We start from the raw sequence: 21743 nt of genomic DNA on the forward strand, positions 1-21743 counted from the left end.
TTTTCACATCCCAAAATCAAAAAGTGTGGTTCTTGAGGGATCTACATCTGCCCATGTCATGCCTATAGCTTCAATAATACGTGAAATAGGCTGTTTTATGCTTTTATCCATCATGGTTTCCCAGTCTATCACAAATTCGAGCGGAACCTGATCTGCATACTCAAAATCAATTACATCAGTTTGCGGATACTTTGATGTGACACATTTAATGTAGACCCTTTTTGGCTTGCTTCCTCTCTTAAAGTCAGTTCCAAGATATTCGTTAGAATATATTGCACCTCTTATGTGAGCATCTTTGTTTGCATATGACTGAAGATTTTTCCCGATTCCTCCCGGAATCCCTATATCATCAAGTGAATATTCTCCCTTGCGGTATTTCTTGATAATCTCTGAGAGATATTTTTTAAGTTCAGAGCGTTCGGCACCCTTTAGTATCAATTCCATAACCCTGTGCTGAACTTCTTTTGTGATATGAGGAGAGTCACTTCTTTTCATTTCAAAACCGACAATGTCGATCTTTTCAATATCCTGTCCTTCTTTCCAGACAAGGTATCCTGCATAGCGTTTCTTCTTTCCTGCCTGGAAAAATCTCTCATATATTTTTTCGAATTTGATTGAAAAATAGTGCTCGTCAGCTCCAAGAGATTCCTTTGCAAAATTTGAATAACTCTCGTTGAGGGTGGATTCAATTTTTCTTGCAATATGGATTGTATTTTCTTTGTCCATTACCGGAAGCTGGATCATACATGAATCAGTATCCCCGTAAAGAACGGTATATCCCATTCCCTCAATAACATTTCTCGTATGCTCAATTATTGAACGCCCGACAGATGTAACAGCCGAACCGATTTCACGGTCATAAAGTCTGAACCGTGCATAGCCGCTGACACCGTAGTAAGTGTTCATTATTACTTTGAGTACATTTTGCTGAAGATCAAAGAGCGTGTATTCATATGAACCGTATTCGTATCTGTTTCTCTCAGCCTTCTTTTCATCACGTTCTTTTAAGAGCTCACTTATGATGCTTCTCGTAAGTCCGTCAGGTTCTTTTTTAAATCTAATTCCGTTTGGAGCACGCAGTTCTCCGTTTTTGTCCTTTGTCTCTGGCGATGCATTGATGGTCATCATGCACATAGGGTAGAGTGACTTTAAATCGAGGACAATTACATTTTCCTTGACACCCAGAGACGGGCTGAATACAGTTGCACCTTCAAATTCCTCTGCGTCAGCATATCCCTTTGAGGGAAGAACATACTTTGAGAATGCCTTTCGTAAAACAAATATATCGATAACATTTGATGAGTTGAGTGTCCTGTCCAGAGGGCATCCGACATACCTGGATATTTCCCTGTAAAATTCGATGATATTATTTTTTTTGTTAATTCCAACGCATAGCTCAACATCTTTTAGATTGTAGTCTATCAGCTTCTGGGGATCATTTTCCCAGAGGTCAGAGATTGTGCCTGTGTATCTTATTTTTCCTTCTCCAAGCTCTTCTTCTCCGATTGCGTCAAGGCGGTATGACTCCTTTCTGGAGCCCTGCATTTTTTTATAAGCTGTGAGAAGATCGAAAAGAGATCGTCCTCTTGCCGGATTTCTTGCACCCTGGCCGGGGATTCTTGCCAGTGAATCTTCATTTATACCCAGAATTTCCATTCTTTTAAGAATATAAGGTATGTCAAAATCTACAAAATTCCATCCCGAAAGGACATCAGGATCTTTTTCTGAGATATATTCCACAATAGCGGAAAGCATGGCATATTCTCCTTGGTAAATTCTGATATTATGGTTTGAATACGAAGGATTCAGTGAAATATCGGTATTCCCGTCTTTTGGCCAGAAAAATGTAATATATTCATCATCAAAAGAGTCCCATGCAGTTACACAGTTTATTTTTTCAGTGCTTGCCTCAGGAAATCCGTTTTTATCTTCACATTCAATATCCATCAGGCAGATTCTTGCAGGGGCATTAACTTCAACCGGTTTAATATCATGAAAATCCGGCATTTCGGACGGTGCCTCGACACCTCCTGTCAGATTGTTGTCAATCATAAAGCGGGTTGCAAAAGGAATGTCTGCTTCAAAATGCCTGTAAGATTCACGCATCTCACGGACTTTTCCCGGATTTGGAGTGTAAATTCTGAGGAGTTCTTCTCCTCTTATTGAATGGGAAACATTTTCTGTGTCAACCTCGGCACCTTCCTGTGCCGCCATGCTTTCTGCCTGTTCTTTTAGTGCATAAAAATAAGGTTTAAAGCCTGTTACTGTGATCTGGTGTGCTTTTCCTGATTCTTCACGTCCAAAAATATGTACAACTGTCCCATCAACTGTATTTGAATATTCAACCTGGTTTATTGCGATTTTTACAGGCACAGTTTTCTCCAATTTTTATACCCTCCTGCAAAGATCTTTAAGGTGACTGGCAGCACAGCTGAATTTCTCTTCTTCCCATGAATCAAGGTGGCATTCAATAATTTCACTGATTCCGTTCCTGCCGACTCTCACGGGTACGCATATAGAACATCCTTCTGTGTTATATTCTCCTCTCAAGACACATGAGCATGGAAGCAATTTGTTTTCATCATTTATTATGGCTTTAATGAGTGAGAATACATTGTATGCAGGTCCGAAAACCGTTCCTCCCTTTCCTTTAATTACCGGCATACTTGCGCCACGCATTTCGAGGAGTATTTCATTGCGAATATTCTCCGGAACTTCTTCTTTCATTCCAGAGAATACCGGCACCTGGTGCTCTCCGTGTTCTCCCATAACCCATGCACCTTTTGTGTCATATCCTCTTTTTGAGAGGAAATATTTTAATCGTGCAAGATCAAGCTGTCCACCAAATCCAATGCATTTCTCTCTTTTAATTCCTGATTCTTTCTGGATGAAGTAGTTATTGGCATCCATCGGGTTTGTAATGGTTATTACAATTCCGTCATAATTTTTAATCATCCTGCAAAATTCGCGGGCAACAGGAAGATTTGATTCCAGAAGATCTGCACGTGTTTTAATATCCGGAGTTCTTGGCATCCCTGCTGAAAATACGATTATGTCTGATTCAGTCAGCATTTCAGGATCTGTGTTTAGGTTGATGTCAATTCCTGTATGGAGAAGATCGAGTTTTTGTGCAGTGAGAAGGGAAGGCACGCTGTCGTAGATATTTATTGTGTCTGCTATCTGCGTTACGGTGGAGAGGTAAGCTACCTCGGCCCCTACTTTCCCTACTCCCATTATGGAGAGGCTTGTCATTCTAGATCAGATTTAGGTTATGCTAATAATAAAATAACTCCAATCTATTTCTATTCCAAATGGTTGCGTTAATAAAAGAAGACAAAATATCTGTTGGCGGAGTTGAAACAGACAACCACTTGATTCTTGCAGCGGGAGTTCTTGGTACAACCGGTGCTTCACTTCGGCGTATGCTTGATCTGGGTGCGGGCGCAGCAGTTACAAAATCAATTGGTCCTTTTCCAAAAGAGGGGCATAAAGGGCCATGTGTTTATGTAATGGAAGGCGCGGTAATGAATGCGATGGGACTTCCAAATCCATCTTCTGACTTTGTGAATGAACTGGAATGTTTAGGTGGTAAACCTGTAATTGCCAGTATATTCGGAGCAAATCCTGATGAATTTTCTGAGGTGGCCTCATGGTTTGAAGGAAAAGTCAGAGGGTTTGAATTAAATGTCTCATGCCCCCATGCACAGGGTTACGGCGCACAAATCGGGAGTGATCCCGATATGGTCAGGGAGTGCACCCGTGCGGTTGCGAAGACCGGTGTGCCTACATGGGTAAAACTTACTCCCAATGTAACTGATATTACAGAGATTGGCATTGCGGCAGAAGAAGGAGGCGCATCTGCCGTTGTTGCAATTAATACAGTTAAGGCACTTCGGATATCAACAGGACTGCGCCGTCCTCTTTTGGGAAACGGAACAGGCGGACTTTCCGGCCCTGCTGTTTTTCCGATAGCTCTCAGATGTGTATGGGAACTTTATGAAGCCCTTTCCATTCCTGTTGTCGGGTGCGGAGGAGTATCTTCTGCCGATAATGTAATTGAAATGATTATGGCAGGAGCAAGTGCTGTTGAAATAGGCAGTGCCGTTCTTGACGGTGTTGATATATTTGAAAAAATATCCTCTGAGCTATATTCTGATGAGGGTGAAAAAATAGGTGATATTCTGGGGTGCGCACATTGAAAGAGATACCATCATTTCCTGTAAAAATAACAAAAATTATTGAAGAGACGCCCGGAATAAAGACATTTGAATTTGACAGGGATTTTGAATTTCTACCTGGTCAGTTTTGTATGGTATGGATTCCCGGAGTGGATGAAATACCAATGGGTCTGTCATCAAAAAATTCCATAACAGTCCAAAAGATAGGTGAAGCTACATCTGCGTTATTTAATCTGAAGGCAGGTGATCTGATTGGTATTAAAGCACCTCTGGGCAATGGTTTTTCACTAAAAGAGGGTCGTACCCTTGCAATTGCGGGCGGTGTCGGTGCAGCGCCATTAAGACCTCTTGCACTTTTAGGCATAGCGGATGCCTTTCTTTTAGGGGCAAGGACAAAGGAAGATCTTGTATATGCAGAAGAACTAAGTGAGTTGACAGATCTGCATATTGCAACAGATGATGGCACTTTTGGGCATCATGGTTTTGTAACCGATCTTTTATCTGAAGTAGATCCGCTGTCTTTTGACACAATCTGTGTATGCGGCCCCGAGATAATGATGGCCGGTATTTTGAGGATTCTTGAATCCCTTGGTATAGCAGAAAAAGGTCAGTTTTCACTTGTAAGATATATGAAATGCGGCGTAGGGATTTGTGGATCATGCTGTCTTGATGATGACGGCCTGAGGGTTTGCAGGGACGGTCCTGTTTTTACCGGTGATAAACTTTTGAAAAGCAGTGAGTTTGCAAAATATTCCCGTGATGCTTCCGGAAGAAGGATTTATGGAGGCAGTGGGGGGCATTAAAAAAGTCCCTTTTTTGGACATTGATTTCTTTTTATTTTAAAGGAGTAAAAAGAAGATTTATTTTTTATTTGAATAATCGGTTTTATTATTACCTAACGGTGATATCTTTCGCCTCTGTTAATCTTAAATGCCCTGTATAACTGCTCCATTAAAATTAGTTTTACAAACTGATGAGGAAATGTAAGGGGTGAGAGACACCACCTCATATCAGCTCTTTTAATTAAATCGGCGGAAATACCGAGACTTCCTCCAATAACAAATACGATCCCCGACTTACCTGAAATTTCAATATTATTTATTTTATCTGCCAGAATTTCAGAAGACCACAATTCTCCTGCAAGGTCCATAACAATTACAATATCGTCTGGTTTTATATGTCCGAGAACCTTTTTTCCTTCAATACTGATTATCTTTGTAATTTGCGAATCTGAAGCATTGTTTGGTATTTTTTCATCGGGAACTTCGGTAAAATCAAGTTTGGTGTATGAAGAAAGTCTTTTTTGAAATTCAGAAATGCCATCCTGGAAAAATTTTTCCTTAATTTTTCCAACAGATATCACTTTTATGTGGAGTGGCATTAATCTGATTCTCCGCGGGTCAATTTTGTCAGTTCTTCGAGGTTGTTTATATTAGTGAAGGTCTTCAACTCCGAATCATTGTCTGTCAGCGAATTAACGTCAACGTAATATGAATTGAGTTTTTTTATCATTGCTCTTAATGACAGGGATTCGTGAGAAATTATGTATTTTTCGACCGCCTCTTTTTTGTAGACTGCATGAAGCGGTTCGAGCATTTCGTTATTCCATGAGGGGATAACCGCATCATATTCATTAATCATATCAAACAGTTTTCTGACAATACCCCCGTTTACAAAAGGCATGTCACATGCCACAAGAAAGACAGTATCTCCTTTGGCATAATTGATTCCTGCATGAAGGCCTCCCAGTGGACCTTTCTCTTTTCGGATGTCACAAACTGTTTTGATTCCTTTGAGGTCATCAAACTGTTTTGATTGTTCCTCATCCCTTGCAACTACAATTATCTCATCCACAACTTCACTGAGAGTAGAAATAAGTATTTCAATGAATGTCTCTCCTTTGTAGGAAAAAAGGCATTTTTCCCTTCCGCCGGCTCTTTTGCCCTTTCCTCCTGCAAGAATGATCCCTGTCTTCAACAACATCCCCTTTATGATTTTACTTTGATAATATCAGGTCTTCTTTGAATTTAATTAGATTAACAATTGTTTTGTTCACAGGAGTTTTTATACCATTGTTTTTTCCTTTGGCTACAATTGCTCCGTTAATAAAGTCTATTTCGGTTTTTCTGGAAAATTCCAGGTCCTGATACATTGATGAATGGTGACCGGCTGTTGACGGCAGCTGATTTTCATGGAGGAATTCAAGATAATCTTCCGGCTTGTTCCATGCGAGTTTAACTCCTTCTGCATTGCATACCAAAAATGCCTCTTTAACGATTTCTTCAATGATATTCCATGCATTTTGATCAAGAAGGTTTCCGTAGGGAACTTTCATAATTGCTCCGAGGGGATTCAATGCAGAATTATAGAGTGTTTTTCCCCATAATGAGCCTGTTATATTCTCATCTGCCAAAATTTCCATTCCGGCGGTCTTGAACAGATCAACAATCTTTGTTACAGCCTCATCAGTACCTTTTGGGAATCTTCCAAGTTTTATCGGTGATGCCTGGACAGATACGTGAACATATGCATCATCCCGCCATTCAAAACCGGTGATAATCATTCCTCCGATGACTTTATCTGTGTATTCGGATATGATCTCCTCGTTTCCAATTCCGTTTTGAAGGCTGATTACTTCTGTGTCTTTTAAATAATCTTTAAACTGTTCACAGATGCCTCTTGTTGCGGTTGATTTTGAAGTAATTATAATGTAGTCAAATTTTTCATCTTTCGGAAGTTGTTCTGAGCAGGGGAAAGTAAATTTTTCTTCTCCCCAGATGCCTGTCATAACAAATCCACGTTTTTTTACTGCATCTGCATGGCGTTTTCTGCACACAGCATAAACATCACAAACTTTTGAGAGCATTGCAGCGACACTGAGACCGACTGCACCTGCACCGAGAACTGCTATTTTCATATTTTCACCTAAAAATTAGAGTTTATTCATGATAAATTAAGACTTTTACTGAATTTTTGTTCCATTAATAAAAGCGATTTTTTAATTTCAATATCAGGTGTAAATCCGCCGATTCCTTCCTTTGCAACCACCCTGTGACATGGGATTATTAGTGGTGTGGGATTTCTTTTCATTGCGTTTCCTACAAGACGCGGATTTGTTTTTGTTATTTCTGCAATTTCAGAATAGGTTTTTGTTATACCATATGGAATTTTAGAAACTTCCCTGTAAATTTTAGAATAAGGATAATCGCTTTCAAGTGCAACTGAAGTTAAAGGTGATATCCCGTTCACCTTTCCGTTAAGGTATTGTCTAAGCTGAAGCGGAATATCAGCTTCTTCACCGGTCCGTGAAAAACTGACTTTATGCACAATTGTTCCTGCCCATGTTACATGAATCCACCAGTAACCAAACTGGAAGGCCCCCCTTCTCATTTCCATCCGGTAATTCCTTTTTTGAACTCTTCAATATTGCATTCAGTCATTTCCGCCTGCATCCAGGGTGGGAGACCCTTTCTGACAGAATCTTCAAGGAAGCGGGATTCACCCAGCAAAAGCACTCCTTTGTCATCAGGTGTCCTAAGCACTCTTCCAAGTGCCTGAAGTGCCTTGTTTATGGCAGGGAGTGTGTATGATATAAATTCCCCTTCTTTTCCGAATTTTGATTTGAAATAACTGTTGATCATTCTTCTTACGTCATTGTAAGGTGCAAGGGGAAGACCAATTACTATGGCGCCGTTTAACATTTCTCCACGGTAATCAAGCCCTTCACTCCATTTTCCACCGCATACACCAAACAATATCCCGGATTTTCCTGTTTCCGGCAGAGACATGAATTCTCTTAAATCATTCGTTGCTTTTGATGAATCCTGTGATTCAATGAATACATTTTTACCCCTGATTTTTTGGGGAAGTCTGTCTGTGTATGTGTTAAGGAGATCATATGACGGGAAATAAACTGCAAGATTTCCTCTGAGACCGGCAAATTCATTGATGTAGCTTTTAATTTTGTCTGTGTTTTCAGGATCGCGCCTTTTGCTGTAAGATGAAGTAATGTCCCGTGAACAGAATATTATTCTGTTCTCTTTTGGAAAGGCATTTGGAAGGGAGAGAGTCCTTACTTCAATATTTCCAAAATACAATTTTTTGTAACTTTCAACCGGAGAAAGTGTTCCGCTGATAAGAATGCATGCAGAATGTTCATTTGCGGTTTTTATCAGAGTTTCTGAAGGATCGATATTTCTGACTTCGAGTGCAATGACGTCCTGATCCACTTTTTTATAAATTGTAAGATATGCGGCGTCTCCTGATGAATTTATGATTCTTAAGAAAAATTCAGTCAGTTTTTCGACAGGACTTTCTTTAAAATCCCCTTTTTGAAGTTTTGCTTCATGGACTGCCTCATTTATTCTCAGCAGATCATCTGCAATTTCTTCCATTTTATTGTAAAGAGAACCGTTGAGTATGAAACGGCTGAAGATTACAGGATCAAACCAGTCTTCGTTTTTCATTGATCTCTTCAGCCCGTTCATGAAATTCTGGACGCGTGGTATAAGGTTTAATACGGCCTCCACTCCCCCGACCTGTCCACGCATATGTGAGAGTTCATTTTGAGCATTTATCAGATTGGATTCACTAAGAGTTACGGTCTGAATGCTTTGAACAGTATCCCCACAGTTGTGAGCCTCGTCAATTAAGAGAATTGTATTTTCAGGCTCTATTCCTATTGACTGGTACATCTGTTCACGAATGGTTTCATTAAAAATATGATGGAAATTCAGAAGTATCACATCTGCATCCCGTGCAGCCTGAAGCATAACTTCATATGGGCAGATATCTCCGCAGGTTTCATGAATTTTGTCAGGAGTGACAATCCTTCTGGAAGTCTGCTCTGCCTTGGTGCGGAGAGTGTTTGACGGAATCATTTTGAGTCCGTCGCCGCCCTCCTGATATATCCTCGATCTGATGAAATAAGGACAAAGAAGAGGATGATCATAATCCTGTCTTTTCAGCTGGGTTTTTAAAACAGGATCATTTGAAGGTACAAGCGAACCTCTCTGTGCACGCTCCCGCATAAGTGACGTTGAAAAGGCTTTAAGACCCTCACAAAGGCGGTATATGTCGCCTTCTCCACCCATCATGCACATTTTTCTTTTTCCGACAAGATATGCTACTTTTACGTTATTCTTTTTCTTCCTGATAAGTTCGAGTTCACGAATAAAAGTGTTCAGCTGACTTACAGTTCTTACAGCTACAAGTATTTTTTTCCCTTTTGCTTGTGATAACAGAGCAGATAAAACACTTGACTTGCCGCTTCCTGTGGGAGCATCTATCATGCATGTCAAACCGTTCTTTGTACATTCCGCAGCCAGGTCTAACATTTCCTGCTGGTGCGGTCTGTATGTATCATAAGGGAACCAGTCATCAAGACAATCCATTACTTACTTATTTGTAGCTGACACATTTTGTAATATTGTGCCGTGCACTGTGAAAGTGAATAAATCATGGTGAATTATAAGTGAACAAAATTTACAGATCAAGGGATGATCGCATACTTGCAGGAGTATGCGGCGGTATGGGAAAAGCACTGGGTATAGACTCAAATCTTTTAAGATTAATCTGGATAATTCTTGTAATACCATACGGAATAGGTTTAATTGCATATATTGCCGCCTGGTTTTTGTTTCCGCAGGAAGACGATGAAGATGTAATTAATGCAGAATACAGGGTAAAAGAATAAATCTCCCTTTTAGGACGACAAAACAGGCCACTGCCGGTAATTTGCCTTCTTTTTAAATTCACGTTTTCTAAAATATCATAATATATCACATAATAACCATCACTGTTTTACCCGACGAATTACATATGAATAAAGCACTATGGCAATCCACCCAATTGATTTTAGGTATGGGACGGTTGAGATGCGCAATGTCTGGGATGAAGAGAACAGATTTGTCTCAATCGTAAAAGCTGAAGTTGCCCTCGCACAGGCAGAGAGTGTTCACGGGCTGATTCCAAAAGATGCAGGTGATGAGATCTCCTCTAATGCTTTGACTGCTTCACTTGAGCGTTCTAAAGAGATCGAAGCTGAAATAAATCACGACATGATGGCTGTTGTAAAAGCTGTCACCGAAGTATGTGGTGAATCCGGCAGATGGATACACTATGGTGCAACATCAAATGATATACTTGATACGGCAACCGGTCTTCAGATAAAAGAGAGTCTTGATATAATTGAGATCAAATTGAAGAAGCTCCTTTCTGTCCTTTTGGATAAAGCGGGTGAAACGAGGGATCTTGTATGTGCAGGCAGGACTCATGGTCAGATTGGAGTTCCTACGACCTATGGACTTAGATTTGCAATATGGGCAAGTGAAGTGTCCAGACATATTGAGAGACTTGAGCAGATGAGGCCGCGTGTTGCAGTGGGTCAGATGACCGGCGCTGTCGGAACACAGGCATCTCTTGGCGACAAGGGCCATGATGTAATGGTCACAATGATGGAGATTCTAAAGCTGAATCCTGTTGACGTATCAAACCAGCTTATTCAGCGTGACAGGTATGCTGAATATTTCATGTTCCTTGCAAATATGTCAACGACTCTCGATAAAATCGGTGTTGAAATTCGTATGATGCAGAGATCTGAAATCGGAGAACTGGAAGAGGCTTTTGGTAAGAATCAGGTTGGTTCATCAACAATGCCGCATAAAAGAAATCCAATCAAATCTGAACAGGTGTGCGGTCTTGCAAGAATTGTGAGATCTTTTATCGAGCCTGCGCTTTTAAACAATACACTTTGGGATGAGCGTGATCTGACAAATTCCTCTACTGAAAGAGTAATTTTCCCGGAAGCTACAATTCTTGCCGATCATATCCTGAATGTAATGATTAAAGTTCTTGAAGGCCTTAAATTCAATCCAGAAAATATCCGCAGAAATCTTGAGATGCTTCACGGAGTAAATATGGCCGAGTCTGTCATGATTGAATTAACCAAAAAAGGAATGGACAGACAGGACGCTCATGAATTTGTGAGGGTTGCCAGTATGACCGCTTTTGAACAGAAGCAGCAGGTATCAGAGATATTGTCATCAAATCCGGAAGTCTCCAAATACCTTAAAAAAGACGAGATTGAAGGACTTCTTCTTCCTGACAATTATATCGGTACAGCAAAGTGGCAGGTTGAATATATAATCAAAAAACTGACACCACTTGTTTAAGCAGGATTTGTAGGGTATTTTTGAATTAACAAAATAAATATTATTTAAATTTTTTTTAAATGTTCGCTGCTGATTTATTTGATCAGTCAAAAAAGCAAAATTTAAAGTTTAAGGTAATAATTTTTCATTTTGTCCGACCATTCTGAGATCTCATGCCAGTTTCTGAAATCACCAAATCTTTCCTTGTTGAACATCGATCCGAGGCGTTCCATTACCGGAAGATATTCAGGAATGATTTTGCCGCCAAACATTCCAATGTCGACTATATCAACATAGTCGCGAATTTTATCTGCCATTTTACTGCATTCAATTATAGTTTCATCATTTTTGTTTCTTAGCGATTCTCCAATAATAAATACTGCAATTGAACATTTACAGAGCCATGATTTATGCAATCTTGTAAATTCCACAGATTCCGGGAGAATATCTCCGTTGTATATGGGTGTTCCGATAATTACAAGTTTATATGGTCTGACGTCCTCTACATCCTGTATTCTTTTGACAACCGCATTTATTCCTATGTCGTGAAATGAGTTTCCTATTGCCCAGGCAATATCGGGGGTTGTACCATGTCGGGTCGTATATGTTATCAGGACATCAGCTTTTTTTCTGTCTGCAAGAGGTTTTATAGAATTGTTTTCTTTTTTGTTTCTGATGTCATTTTGGTCTGCAACTTTTTGAGAAAGAATACGTTTTTCCTTATCTCCTTTCATTGCAAGAGCAGCAAATTTATTTCCTTTTGGGGTTTTTGCCCAACCGTAAGATGCAATTTCTGAGAGAACAATTAAATCTGATATATAAGGCACATAACTTATATTAAGGACCTGTCCGTTTGTTTCCATTTGCCAGTCCTTAAGATATTTGTGTAATGAAACAGGACCTTCAATATTTTCTTCATTTTCAATGGAAAGGACTTTTTCTTTACTGATTAATTCAATTGCAGCCTCGATTAAGGGATATTCAATAGGCACATCTATAGAGCCTTCTTTTTTTATTATGATCTGGCTGTTTTCATCATCTACAGCGGAAATTGTGAATTCTTCTTTTGTACCTTTTCCAAACAGTACTCTTGGTGACTGAAAGGTTTCGCCTGAATTTTCAATGGCAAAGGTAATTAGTTTATCAATGTTATTTGTCATTTGTTCACCGGATAATGAATATTATTATTATTTTGTTTCAAGATTGAAATACTTCCTTTTTTACCAATTATATCTCTGTTTATAGTCCTGGGTAAAAGTGTTCTCATAAAATATTTTCTCTGAAAATATATATGCCTGATTTTTGTAAATCTGAATTCATTTTATTATGATAGTTGCATCATCATCAAACGGGTTTGTTCTAAGCGCAAGTGAGAACAGATAAGGATAATTTGACTTAAGATACTGCATATACTCAAGCCATTCGTCAGCAAGCAAATCATAGACTCTGTTTATATCCCCTTCAAGATGTTTTATGTCTGTTTCAGGGCAGAGGGACAGTTCATTTCTTTTGTGGAGTTCTTCTGTTAAATGAAAAGTTGCCCTCAGGAGTTCGGTAAACTTTTCATGCTCTAATAAAACAGGATTCTCAAGAAGTCTTATCATAAAATCTTCTTTTTGAATAAGGAAGGCCTTGAGTTTTTCAAGGTTTAATGATGATATATCGATTTCAAAGTCATAAACCTTCATCTTTTTTTCAACTGAATCAAATTCGGAATCTGTCCATTTGTCTGTAATTCTGAGAAGATTTTTGACATCAGTAATATTTGGATTGTTCTTAGAAAAACAGCTTATAAGGCTTGTTCCAATTACGCTGAAAAATGTCCCGATTACCATATTCATCTTTTCAAGCTGCTTTTTTTTCTCTCTTGTATCAAGCAGTTTGTGTATTACAAGTGTTACTATTAAGACTTCAAGCGGCAGGAAAGCAAGTTCATGTAATGCAAACACACCGATATGATGAAGATCGTGGAATATCAGGAAATGCAATGAATAAAGTGAAGCAGATGCAATAAACAGAACCAGTGCAAGCGTCATTATCCATTTTTTATCATCCATAGAATACTCCTGAAATTTATAATTGATATTATCGGGAACTGCTAAATACTATTTGTGCTCTTTTTTGGAGAGATAAAAATTTTAAAATGTTTTAATGATTAAAATATTTTTCTGCAATAGTTTTTGTCCAATTCTCAACTTTGGAAAAGTCCCTAAAGTCTCCTGTTTCCGGCTTTGCCAGGATAATGATTTGTTTATCATTCTCATTTAATTCGTTTGAATTGAGATTTCCGGCAAAGAAACCTGTTTCTTTAGGCTGAACGTATGGAAGTATTTCATCGGTTGCAAATTTTGCTTTCAGGATGTTGTGTTCAGTCGGGTTTTTCAGGGTAATTCCTGTTGTAAAGGCAATAACCGGAACCTTATTCAGTTCATTTTTACGAAACTGCATGAATTCCTTTGCTTCCGGAAGCCATTTTCCCATATTGAGAGGACTTCCCACAATTATTGCATCATAGGATTCTATAGAATCAATATCCAGAATATTTGCAGTCTTTGTTTCATATCCAAGTTCAGATAATTTATTTTGAATTGTCTCTGCAATTTTTGTTGTGGAGCCATATCTGGTAGCATAAGCGATGAGTATCTTTTTTATCATTATTTTGATCTCCGGATGATTTTTTCTGTTTATTATTGGAATGAATTAATATTTTATCTACCTCTTCATTCAAAAATATGAGTGATAAAAGAAGGGTAATTATATCGTCTGTTGAATTTATTAAAATCATATGAATTTAAAAAATTTTCATCCTGTCAGATTTTCAGGGCTTATTATGTTTTTTTCTATAATGCTAATCCCGGCGGCTGTCATGGGATTTTCAGGTTATGTCGGGGATACTATTGAAATCTCAGGAGCAGCGCCCGGTGCTGACTATGTATACTTATTTTTGTATGGACCAAATCTTGCTTCAAACGGTGTTAATCCTGAGGATATTTCATCAGAAGTTGTTTCAGGTGACGGAAGTTCTTTTGCAAAAGTTTCTGTCAGGAATAATGTATGGACTTATAAATGGGACACAAAAACCGGTTCCGGAACGCCTGATGCAGGAACATACTTTATTTATGCAGTTGATCGCCCGGCAGGAAAAAAGGATCTTTCAGGTGCGGAATACGCGGTTAAAACAGTTGAACTGAAAAGACCATCTGTTCAGGTTGATCCAAAAATTACTGAAAAGCAAACGGAAATAGAAATATTGCCTTCTTTAGAAGAGGATGAAACAAAAGATCTCTCTGAAAAACCTTTAGAAAATAATTATTCGGTAACCGGTACTAACGCTTCCTCTACGAAAGATTCCCCTTTGGGATTATTTATGCCACTAATAGCTGTGTTAATAAGTTGTTTGATCATCTGCAAAGTCGTAATAAATAGGAAATAAATTAATTTGTTGCATTTAACATAAATTTTATATGATTTTTTGTGGTAGTGATAATTAATGCCAAGAGAATTGTCAGAAAAGGATATTGAAATATTAAAGAAACTTGCACCTGAATATTCAATAGATATATGCCCTGGTTCGGGGCAGGTATTCAGATCGATTCTTCCGCCTCTATCCAACCATATTTCTGAAAATATTAATGATTTCAGGGACAGGTTATCCATACTTTTGCCTGTGGACTGGGAATACCTGACTTCACTGATTCTGAGTGGTGAAGAAAGTGTCGGATGCCTTGATGTAGAATATCTGGATGTGGTTCTGGCTTATATTGGAGAATGTGTGTCAGAAAAGGATGCAGAGCGAATAAAAGTCATATATGAACTTTCATCCTGTGGAATGATTTAAAAACAGAATTATTTTTAGGCACTGTCATAAATCAGACAGAGGTATCTTGATGAAAAGATGGCAATGGCCGGCAAAAGTGCAATATAAATCAGGAATCCTATTATTGGAATAATATTAACGACAAATACAAGAATTCCAATTGCAATCGACAATACAAAGATTTTGATAAAGTAATCCACCCATCCGAGGCTATGAATCTTTTCAATAATCTCTTTGAAGTTGAATGATTCCTCAATTTTTTCAGTACGTGCATATCTGATGATTGCGATGTTTGCGATAAGTGAGATTATTATTGCGGCAATACAAGTCAGCAGCATCCCGATTCCGAAAAAGCCCGCCCCTGCTCCCATTGAGTATGGATTTGCCATAATTGCATACATTCCGGTGCCCATTGTAAGAGTAGCAATAATAAATACCGGAATTGAGTAGATGAAGCCAATGATGAGGACAATAATCCCGTCAATCAGTAATTTAATCCAGTTCTCTGGTTCGGGGGCTGGTTTTTCACCACGAAGAACTGCGAGAAGATAACCTGCAAGAAGGGGGAAAATAATAGCAGAAATTATTAAAAGAATCCATCTCATCCATTTATCAATAAGTGCCTCTTTTGTGTAATCAAAAGAATCACCAAACAATTCACCAATCTCCATTTTAATTCACTCCTTAATCCTGAAAATCACCCTGATTTCCCTGAAGATTTGAAAGCATTCTTTATATAAAAATGTATGTGGTGATAATAATATATTTTTTTGCAGGCATTGTGTGGAAAAAATAGGGTATGGGTTATTTTTGGATATTATCTATTGTTTTTTATATGAAAAACCGTTGAGATCGCATGAACCTTTACATGGTTCATCATTTGTATCAAGGACACGATATGCATCGGCAAGAACAGATGCCTGTGCAAGAGAACCTGCAAGAAGGATTACTTCGAGGATCTCATCCTTTGTGGCTCCTCTTTTATATGCTGCACGCATGTGATATTCGGTGCAGTGTTTACAGTTTAGTGCAGCACCAACTGCAAGAGATATTAGTTCAACAATTTTTGGATCAAGAGTGCTGGTTTCGGTGACAGCGCCCTTATAGAGCAAATGTGATATTAAAACTTCAGGCCTTTTTGCCATTCTTTGAAAGATTAAGGGGATAGTTCCATTTTCATCTTCAATATTTTTAAGCCATTCCTTTGCGGATTCTTCCTTACCTTTCTGTGCTATATTGCTTAGTACATTTTCAAATTCCACTGGTCACACCTGTCTGTTGCTGAAGTAATTGTAAAAATATATGATTCAAAGGGTGTCTGATATTTTACACCATTATATTAGTTTCAGAAAATGGTCTTATCTTAATCCATATGTAATTACGCATGCGGGAAGGCAAAACTTCTGCAATATCTTCAATTTTTATGCCTTTATCCACTTCAATCGCGCGAACGTATTTAAAATAATCGTCATATGGAATTTTCAGTCGTAGACCTGCGATCTGAATAGTTATGGGTGTTGGATGAGTGGATGTTTTTATGACACTAAGGTCCTCTTCGATTATTGACATAAGACGTGCAGGAGAAATGGACAATTCGTCTTTGGACATATCCTCGCGTTTAATCCCGAGGACAGTTGAAACCTCATCAACCATATCGTCCAGAAATTCAATTTCTCCTTCCTGCTTTTTCATACGGTGACCGATTCTTCCAATTCCCCCCACATATCCTTCAACCGGAGGATCTGTAATTGCTTTTAATGCCTCTTTGTCAGGCCCTCCTGTAAGAATAAGCGGAACATGAATTCCACGTCTTAATGCAGGTAGTTTGTGTTTAATGCAGTCCTCAAAATTTCCCAGCATAAAAATAGCGCAATCATGCTCGTTTATGATGTCTCTTTCTTCAATATTGAGATTTGCAATTCTCTTTCCAAATCCCCTTGAAAGTCCTATCATATTCGTTTTGGCACCGGATCTGCGCAGGTATTCCGCAACATCACAGGAAGTGTGCGGAAGGTGATGAATATCAAGGCTTGGGGACACAACTGCAATTTCTGTCCCCACAAGGGGGGATTCAAACACTTCACCTCCAAGAGGCCTTCCTACTTTACGGATAAGTTCAATATCATCTTTGGGTACAAGTGACTGGAGAACAACTTCCTGGGCAATCATGTGTTTCTGGACGATATAGCCTCCAAGATCATCTATGAGGTCGACAATAATGTCATGTCTGTAAACACCGCCTTTGTATGTTATTGGAACAAGTGCCATTTTCTAAAGACCTCCAATTTTATCAAAGTATTTTCTGACATATTTCTCCATCACATCTTCAGGGAGAGTGTTTTCGCTTGCGATATACCAGAAATATCCTTTGTCAACCCATTCACGACGCACCCTGAAACCTTCAGGGGCAATCCACTGCATTGCATAAATCAGATCCTTATACATTGCCTCACTTGGATCATAGACTTCAATATTTTCAATCTCGGGGACTGAAGCAATTGATGAACTTATTGTAACAGTAAATCTGTCAGGCTGAACGATCTCCTCGCGTGAGTATTTTTTCCAGAGGATTGTGAGCATCCTTGCAAGGTATGTTTCATTTGCAATGTTGATGACAATTTTACCCTCATCCTCTATAACACTTGAAAAATCATTGATGTGAACAGGAGACGGGAGTTTTGTTGTTTTTCCCACTGCAAGGAAAAAGGGGAAATCCAGGTCTATATAGATGTGAAGTTTGTCTATGATTTTGATGAGGTCAAGGTCTTTTAACACATCTGATGCAATATCGATGTATGCAAGTCTGCCCATTTCTTCCCTGCATTCGACCTCAAAGTAACCAATTGCCATATCAAAACCTACCTGTCCTTAATAAAACCTGATGCCAGCAGGGCCGAACCAACAGAGCCGATATACTGTGAATGATGTGGAACGACAATTTCGGTCTGCAAAAGTCTTCCCATTTCGTTTACAAGACCTTCTATTAGTGAAGTTCCCCCAACCATTATGACAGGCTCTTTAATATCTACTTCCTGAAGCTGCTGTTCAAAAACCTGTTCGGCAACACTGCGACAGGCGGCGGCTGCCACATCTTCTTTTGTATGTCCCTCTGCAAGTGCATTTACAAGACTTTGTGTTCCAAACACTATGCAGTAACTGTTCATTGGAACTGTTTTTGAAAGTCCCTTCATTGCCAGAGGGCCGAGAGCAGTGATGTCAACCCCGAGGCGCTTTGCAGTCATTTCAAGGAACCTTCCTGAAGCTCCTGCACAGATGCCTCCCATTGTGAATGTTCCGGGGATACCGTCCTGAACAGATATGGCCTTGTTATCCATTCCTCCTATGTCGATTACAGTTGCTTCTCCTCTCTGTTTATCTGCAAGATATACAGCACCTTTTGAGTTTACGGTAAGTTCTTCCTGTATAAGATCTGCATTAAATTTCTGGCCAATCAAAAACCTTCCGTATCCTGTAGTTCCTATTGCTTCAATATCCGACATGCTGATCCCGGCTTCTTCAAGTGCTGAATTAACAACTGTCTCCGCACTTTCAAGAACGGCAGTTGTCGGAGTCCATCCTGTACCCACAATTTCATTGTCTTTCATTACAATTGCCTTTGTAGTGGACGATCCTGAGTCAATTCCAAGAGTTATTCCTACCTGTTTTTCACGTGCCAGAAGTGCCCTTCTTCTTGCAATAGTGGTCAGTGCCTCCATTCTTGTGAGAAGAGTTCCTGAAGTTGTTCTTTCTGTAAATGAATAGCTTACAACAGGAAGCTTGGAATTATTATGGATATAGTGCCTGAGTTCATTTCTGACTATTGCGGCTTCAGAGCATCTGAAGCATGTTGCAATAAAGACTGCATCAGCATCGACTGAACCGTCTACAAGTGCTTTTGCCCTTGCAATTGCAAGTTTCAAATCAGCTGATCTGGCTTCCAGACCAAATTCATCATATGCGCTTTGAATATCGGATAATGCTACGTCCGGGAAGAACATCTCTGCATTAACCATCGCTGCCGCATCATAGATTTCTTTTTGAACACCGCTGTGTTCCGGTCCGCATGAAAGCTGTGCTACCCTGACAGGTTGTTCGCTCATTCTTCCATTCCCCCTGTGTTTTTAGAAAGTCCTTCAAGAAATTCTTTTATTGCCCCTACAAATGCAATACCTTCTTCCTCAGATGACGGATATTTCAGTTCAAGAATTGGAATCTCTTTTCTCTTTCTTATGGAAAATTTAACAAGCTCATTAGTTCTTGCACATCCCATGCATCCAAAAGCAAGGTCAGAGTCATTTATTATTATTGCAGCTTCAGCCTCTTCGATCATCGGGCCGAATAATGCCATTCGGCCTCTGACTCCTGAAGGGACCTCGACAGCGGCGTACTTTAGACCTTTTTTTGGATCTTCGGGGGTCATTTGAAGTGGTGGAGAGTCAAATCCGGGAGTCTGGATCCTCTCTCTGATGGCTATTGCAGCACCAAGAGGGTTATGTCCAAAGCGTTCAACCATATCCGAAAGGATAAGGCTTGTTGATGGATAGATAAAAACTTTAACCATTTTTTTAGGGCTCCTGTGTTTCTATGATTTTTTGAAGTTTTTCAGCAGGCAGTTTATCGGTACTTTTCTTTTTAAGTTTTGAAAGAATATCTTTATTGTAGCCTTTTTTTGAATCAGATTCCAAAAGACCTTTTGAGATATACTTTATAAGTCTCATCTCAAATTCGTGACCGAAATATCCCGGACGGGCACCTCCAAGATTTGCACGGCATCTTCTGGGGTCTCCCGGAGGAAATGCCCTGTCTTTTACGAAGATATGTGTTGGATCAATATTCCGGAGTTGTATGATTATATTGTTTACTTCTTCAGGTTTTCCTGTTATTTGTAGTCCGAAACAGGTCTCTTTAATCATCACACCCTCAGATAATTCATATGCTCTTATTGCAAGTGTCTGAGGGGTTGTGTCAGGTGACTCAATAAAGACATATTTGGTGATTGTGCCTGTATAATCTGGTTTATATGGTTTATTTGCCATTATTCCATCTCCCTCAGGTAGACAATGTCACCTTCTTTTATGTCTTTAAGTTTTTCAGATTCAATTACTTCTCCAATAATATTGGTGGCAGGCAGTGGCTCGGATGTTGGTCCGAATTCACTGTTGGGAGACATTCTCATGCCGACCATACCCGCACTCTTTCTGGAATCATTTGTCATTGCAAGAGTGTTTGCAGGAACCTCTCCTTTTGGTGTGTTTTCATTTGTAATTGTAATCTTTGTTGATACTTTCGGATTGAAGAGATAAACATCCTCAAACTTAAAAATCATAGGCATTTTTCCGATTTTGTACCACCTGAGGCCGGTCACTTCACGGAAAATACCGCATGTTCTTGGTGCATTTTCATCATCAAGACGGATAGTGATTACATTAGACAGGGGGACTGTCAAAAGTCGGACTTCCCCTTTGTCAAGGATTTCAAGTGTTGTCTTCGGGCTGTGATCTGTAACTACCGAATTATCAGCATCACCGTCAATAGTAACTTTTATGCCCCTTTCTTCAGCTATTTGTATAGCTTTTGAAATAGCAAGACCTCTTAGATCAATCTGTTCGGGAGTTGTTTTTATAGTAAATTTATCGCCTCTGGCAGCAAGTTTTACAAGTTCAATTCCATGATTGATCTGACCGGTTACTGTGTGGTTTGGACTTCCAGGAATGTCTTTTGTATAAATGTATATACTTCCAATCTGTTTTCCTGATGTTCTTACAGTGACTGTACCTTCAAGCCTGGACTTTTTTGCTTCCTGTTTTACAATGGATTTTTTCATCCTTTCATCCATCGCAAATACCGATGAGTTGAGGTCAATGGCAAATTCATTCCCGGAAAATGTCAGAAGCATATGTTCAACGCTTTCAGATGTGCTTGTGTCAATTTTGTCATTAGAATAACCGTTTGCAATCACACTGACATAGCTGATAATTTCCATGCCTGTTTCAAGGACAAGGTTTCTGTCTTTTGTAACGAAGGCGTTTTTTGTATCTTCACGGCTTATAATCCTTTCAGCTGAATTAATGGAGTCTCCTATTTTCCATCGTTCAAGAACACTTCTGCCGCTTACAATTTTTCCGATTACGCCTCCTTTTTTAGCTGCCCCGTGATCTGCAGAGTGGGTGATTTTAGAAAAAATCAGGTATGAATTTTCTTTATCATACCCACCACAACCGATAATAACATCTCCTTTCGTATACCGAAATGGTTTTTTTTCTGAAATAATTTCAGATTCAAAAGGGCCAAATGAAGCCGTCTGTCTGTCAGACCATTTTAGTTCCAAAAAATTTTCTAAATTGTTTTTATTGGAGATTTTTTTAAAAAAGTCTTCAGAAATTATTTCCTGACCTTCTTTTGTCAGTTCAATAATTACTTCTCCGGCTGATGTTGTCAGCTTAATATTCTGAGTTTTCTGTTCTTTTGTTTTTGAAGGTTTTATTATTGCAACAGAATGTAAATGAGGCAAATCAGGGATAATTGATCCAAGTTTTGCTCCATCCTCCAGTTCCATCTTTGTTCCATCGAGATGGATTTCAATCAAAATGTTTCACC

Annotated in this window: 24 protein-coding genes; 6 read left to right on the forward strand and 18 right to left on the reverse strand. The window is 39.1% G+C overall.

Going from position 1 to position 21743, the window contains the following annotated elements:
* Positions 1–3: 3 nt before the first annotated feature.
* Both F1737_RS02790 and F1737_RS02795 read right to left on the reverse strand, forming a co-directional pair.
* Positions 4–2385 carry a DNA-directed DNA polymerase gene (locus tag F1737_RS02790; RefSeq protein WP_317137261.1) on the reverse strand — a complete coding sequence of 794 codons (2382 nt, stop codon included), beginning with the start codon at positions 2383–2385 and terminating at the stop codon, positions 4–6.
* Between the two features lie 3 nt (positions 2386–2388).
* Complete coding sequence (locus F1737_RS02795) at positions 2389–3252, reverse strand: malate dehydrogenase (RefSeq protein WP_317137262.1); 864 nt, start codon at positions 3250–3252, stop codon at positions 2389–2391.
* 59 nt (positions 3253–3311) lie between these two features.
* Between F1737_RS02795 and F1737_RS02800 the strand changes: the two genes are divergently transcribed.
* Positions 3312–4199, forward strand: a complete 888-nt coding sequence (locus F1737_RS02800) for a dihydroorotate dehydrogenase (protein WP_317137263.1) — start codon at positions 3312–3314, stop codon at positions 4197–4199.
* Positions 4196–4981, forward strand: a complete 786-nt coding sequence (locus F1737_RS02805; protein ID WP_317137264.1) for a dihydroorotate dehydrogenase electron transfer subunit — start codon at positions 4196–4198, stop codon at positions 4979–4981. Before F1737_RS02800 ends, F1737_RS02805 begins: the two co-directional genes overlap by 4 nt.
* Positions 4982–5073: 92 nt before the next feature.
* Here F1737_RS02805 and rlmH read toward each other — a convergent pair whose 3' ends face one another.
* The 5 genes from rlmH to F1737_RS02830 are packed head-to-tail and all read right to left on the reverse strand — an operon-like array spanning position 5074 to position 9571.
* Positions 5074–5559 carry a 23S rRNA (pseudouridine(1915)-N(3))-methyltransferase RlmH gene (gene rlmH / locus F1737_RS02810; protein ID WP_317137265.1) on the reverse strand — a complete coding sequence of 162 codons (486 nt, stop codon included), beginning with the start codon at positions 5557–5559 and terminating at the stop codon, positions 5074–5076.
* A complete protein-coding gene (locus F1737_RS02815) occupies positions 5559–6155 on the reverse strand; it encodes a molybdenum cofactor guanylyltransferase (protein ID WP_317137266.1) in 597 nt (198 codons plus the stop codon). The genes rlmH and F1737_RS02815 overlap by 1 nt, the downstream gene beginning before the upstream one ends.
* Positions 6156–6174: 19 nt before the next feature.
* Complete coding sequence (locus tag F1737_RS02820) at positions 6175–7095, reverse strand: ketopantoate reductase family protein (protein WP_317137267.1); 921 nt, start codon at positions 7093–7095, stop codon at positions 6175–6177.
* Between the two features lie 26 nt (positions 7096–7121).
* A complete protein-coding gene (locus F1737_RS02825) occupies positions 7122–7574 on the reverse strand; it encodes an MGMT family protein (protein WP_317137268.1) in 453 nt (150 codons plus the stop codon).
* Positions 7565–9571, reverse strand: a complete 2007-nt coding sequence (locus F1737_RS02830) for an ATP-dependent DNA helicase (RefSeq protein ID WP_317137269.1) — start codon at positions 9569–9571, stop codon at positions 7565–7567. Before F1737_RS02830 ends, F1737_RS02825 begins: the two co-directional genes overlap by 10 nt.
* An 80-nt stretch (positions 9572–9651) precedes the next feature.
* Here F1737_RS02830 and F1737_RS02835 point away from each other — a divergent pair, with 80 nt between their 5' ends.
* Both F1737_RS02835 and purB read left to right on the forward strand, forming a co-directional pair.
* The gene (locus F1737_RS02835; RefSeq protein WP_317137270.1) at positions 9652–9873 is read left to right on the forward strand and encodes a PspC domain-containing protein; all 222 of its coding nucleotides are present in this window, start codon (positions 9652–9654) and stop codon (positions 9871–9873) included.
* Between the two features lie 139 nt (positions 9874–10012).
* Complete coding sequence (gene purB / locus F1737_RS02840) at positions 10013–11350, forward strand: adenylosuccinate lyase (RefSeq protein WP_317137271.1); 1338 nt, start codon at positions 10013–10015, stop codon at positions 11348–11350.
* 101 nt (positions 11351–11451) lie between these two features.
* Here purB and F1737_RS02845 read toward each other — a convergent pair whose 3' ends face one another.
* The 3 genes from F1737_RS02845 to F1737_RS02855 form a co-directional block, all read right to left on the reverse strand.
* On the reverse strand, positions 11452–12489 hold the full coding sequence (locus tag F1737_RS02845) for a flavodoxin domain-containing protein (RefSeq protein WP_317137272.1): 1038 nt from the start codon (positions 12487–12489) through the stop codon (positions 11452–11454).
* A 156-nt stretch (positions 12490–12645) separates the two neighbouring features.
* A complete protein-coding gene (locus F1737_RS02850) occupies positions 12646–13386 on the reverse strand; it encodes a hypothetical protein (RefSeq protein WP_317137273.1) in 741 nt (246 codons plus the stop codon).
* Positions 13387–13477: 91 nt separating this feature from the next.
* Positions 13478–13984, reverse strand: coding sequence for a flavodoxin domain-containing protein (locus F1737_RS02855; protein ID WP_317137274.1), 507 nt, complete (start codon positions 13982–13984; stop codon positions 13478–13480).
* 175 nt (positions 13985–14159) lie between these two features.
* Between F1737_RS02855 and F1737_RS02860 the strand changes: the two genes are divergently transcribed.
* Together F1737_RS02860 and F1737_RS02865 are read left to right on the forward strand one after the other, a co-directional pair.
* A complete protein-coding gene (locus F1737_RS02860; protein WP_317137275.1) occupies positions 14160–14762 on the forward strand; it encodes a hypothetical protein in 603 nt (200 codons plus the stop codon).
* 57 nt (positions 14763–14819) lie between these two features.
* Positions 14820–15167 carry a hypothetical protein gene (locus F1737_RS02865; protein WP_317137276.1) on the forward strand — a complete coding sequence of 116 codons (348 nt, stop codon included), beginning with the start codon at positions 14820–14822 and terminating at the stop codon, positions 15165–15167.
* Positions 15168–15181: 14 nt separating this feature from the next.
* Here F1737_RS02865 and F1737_RS02870 read toward each other — a convergent pair whose 3' ends face one another.
* The 8 genes from F1737_RS02870 to mmp3 form a co-directional block, all read right to left on the reverse strand.
* The gene (locus F1737_RS02870; RefSeq protein ID WP_317137277.1) at positions 15182–15817 is read right to left on the reverse strand and encodes a DUF4013 domain-containing protein; all 636 of its coding nucleotides are present in this window, start codon (positions 15815–15817) and stop codon (positions 15182–15184) included.
* A 150-nt stretch (positions 15818–15967) separates the two neighbouring features.
* A complete protein-coding gene (locus F1737_RS02875; RefSeq protein WP_317137278.1) occupies positions 15968–16408 on the reverse strand; it encodes a carboxymuconolactone decarboxylase family protein in 441 nt (146 codons plus the stop codon).
* A 64-nt stretch (positions 16409–16472) separates the two neighbouring features.
* On the reverse strand, positions 16473–17414 hold the full coding sequence (locus F1737_RS02880) for a methanogenesis marker 7 protein (protein ID WP_317137279.1): 942 nt from the start codon (positions 17412–17414) through the stop codon (positions 16473–16475).
* A 3-nt stretch (positions 17415–17417) separates the two neighbouring features.
* Positions 17418–17996, reverse strand: a complete 579-nt coding sequence (locus F1737_RS02885; RefSeq protein WP_317137280.1) for a methanogenesis marker 17 protein — start codon at positions 17994–17996, stop codon at positions 17418–17420.
* An 8-nt stretch (positions 17997–18004) separates the two neighbouring features.
* Positions 18005–19246, reverse strand: coding sequence for a methanogenesis marker 15 protein (locus tag F1737_RS02890; RefSeq protein ID WP_317137281.1), 1242 nt, complete (start codon positions 19244–19246; stop codon positions 18005–18007).
* Entirely contained in the window at positions 19243–19707 is a 465-nt protein-coding gene (locus F1737_RS02895; RefSeq protein WP_317137282.1) for a methanogenesis marker 5 protein, read from the reverse strand. Before F1737_RS02895 ends, F1737_RS02890 begins: the two co-directional genes overlap by 4 nt.
* Before the next feature lie 4 nt (positions 19708–19711).
* Positions 19712–20182: a methanogenesis marker 6 protein gene (locus tag F1737_RS02900; protein ID WP_317137283.1), complete on the reverse strand. Its 471-nt coding sequence runs from the start codon at positions 20180–20182 to the stop codon at positions 19712–19714.
* The gene (gene mmp3 / locus F1737_RS02905) at positions 20182–21732 is read right to left on the reverse strand and encodes a methyl-coenzyme M reductase-associated protein Mmp3 (protein ID WP_317137284.1); all 1551 of its coding nucleotides are present in this window, start codon (positions 21730–21732) and stop codon (positions 20182–20184) included. The genes F1737_RS02900 and mmp3 overlap by 1 nt, the downstream gene beginning before the upstream one ends.
* Positions 21733–21743 lie beyond the last annotated feature (11 nt).

This window comes from Methanoplanus sp. FWC-SCC4 (genome assembly GCF_032878975.1).
GTDB classification, from domain to species: domain Archaea; phylum Halobacteriota; class Methanomicrobia; order Methanomicrobiales; family Methanomicrobiaceae; genus Methanochimaera; species Methanochimaera problematica.

What these genes read in the sequence shown, in the direction of transcription:
- F1737_RS02865 (WP_317137276.1), top strand. Translation starts at nt 14,820, where the DNA reads ATGCCAAGAGAATTGTCAGAAAAGGATATTGAAATATTAAAGAAACTT.
- F1737_RS02800 (WP_317137263.1), top strand. Translation starts at nt 3,312, where the DNA reads ATGGTTGCGTTAATAAAAGAAGACAAAATATCTGTTGGCGGAGTTGAA.
- F1737_RS02795 (WP_317137262.1), bottom strand. Translation starts at nt 3,252, where the DNA reads ATGACAAGCCTCTCCATAATGGGAGTAGGGAAAGTAGGGGCCGAGGTA.
- F1737_RS02845 (WP_317137272.1), bottom strand. Translation starts at nt 12,489, where the DNA reads ATGACAAATAACATTGATAAACTAATTACCTTTGCCATTGAAAATTCA.
- F1737_RS02885 (WP_317137280.1), bottom strand. Translation starts at nt 17,996, where the DNA reads ATGGCAATTGGTTACTTTGAGGTCGAATGCAGGGAAGAAATGGGCAGA.
- F1737_RS02820 (WP_317137267.1), bottom strand. Translation starts at nt 7,095, where the DNA reads ATGAAAATAGCAGTTCTCGGTGCAGGTGCAGTCGGTCTCAGTGTCGCT.
- F1737_RS02825 (WP_317137268.1), bottom strand. Translation starts at nt 7,574, where the DNA reads ATGGAAATGAGAAGGGGGGCCTTCCAGTTTGGTTACTGGTGGATTCAT.
- F1737_RS02830 (WP_317137269.1), bottom strand. Translation starts at nt 9,571, where the DNA reads ATGGATTGTCTTGATGACTGGTTCCCTTATGATACATACAGACCGCAC.
- purB (WP_317137271.1), top strand. Translation starts at nt 10,013, where the DNA reads ATGGCAATCCACCCAATTGATTTTAGGTATGGGACGGTTGAGATGCGC.
- F1737_RS02895 (WP_317137282.1), bottom strand. Translation starts at nt 19,707, where the DNA reads ATGGTTAAAGTTTTTATCTATCCATCAACAAGCCTTATCCTTTCGGAT.
- F1737_RS02850 (WP_317137273.1), bottom strand. Translation starts at nt 13,386, where the DNA reads ATGGATGATAAAAAATGGATAATGACGCTTGCACTGGTTCTGTTTATT.
- F1737_RS02890 (WP_317137281.1), bottom strand. Translation starts at nt 19,246, where the DNA reads ATGAGCGAACAACCTGTCAGGGTAGCACAGCTTTCATGCGGACCGGAA.
- F1737_RS02900 (WP_317137283.1), bottom strand. Translation starts at nt 20,182, where the DNA reads ATGGCAAATAAACCATATAAACCAGATTATACAGGCACAATCACCAAA.
- rlmH (WP_317137265.1), bottom strand. Translation starts at nt 5,559, where the DNA reads ATGCCACTCCACATAAAAGTGATATCTGTTGGAAAAATTAAGGAAAAA.
- F1737_RS02860 (WP_317137275.1), top strand. Translation starts at nt 14,160, where the DNA reads ATGTTTTTTTCTATAATGCTAATCCCGGCGGCTGTCATGGGATTTTCA.
- F1737_RS02870 (WP_317137277.1), bottom strand. Translation starts at nt 15,817, where the DNA reads ATGGAGATTGGTGAATTGTTTGGTGATTCTTTTGATTACACAAAAGAG.
- F1737_RS02855 (WP_317137274.1), bottom strand. Translation starts at nt 13,984, where the DNA reads ATGATAAAAAAGATACTCATCGCTTATGCTACCAGATATGGCTCCACA.
- F1737_RS02880 (WP_317137279.1), bottom strand. Translation starts at nt 17,414, where the DNA reads ATGGCACTTGTTCCAATAACATACAAAGGCGGTGTTTACAGACATGAC.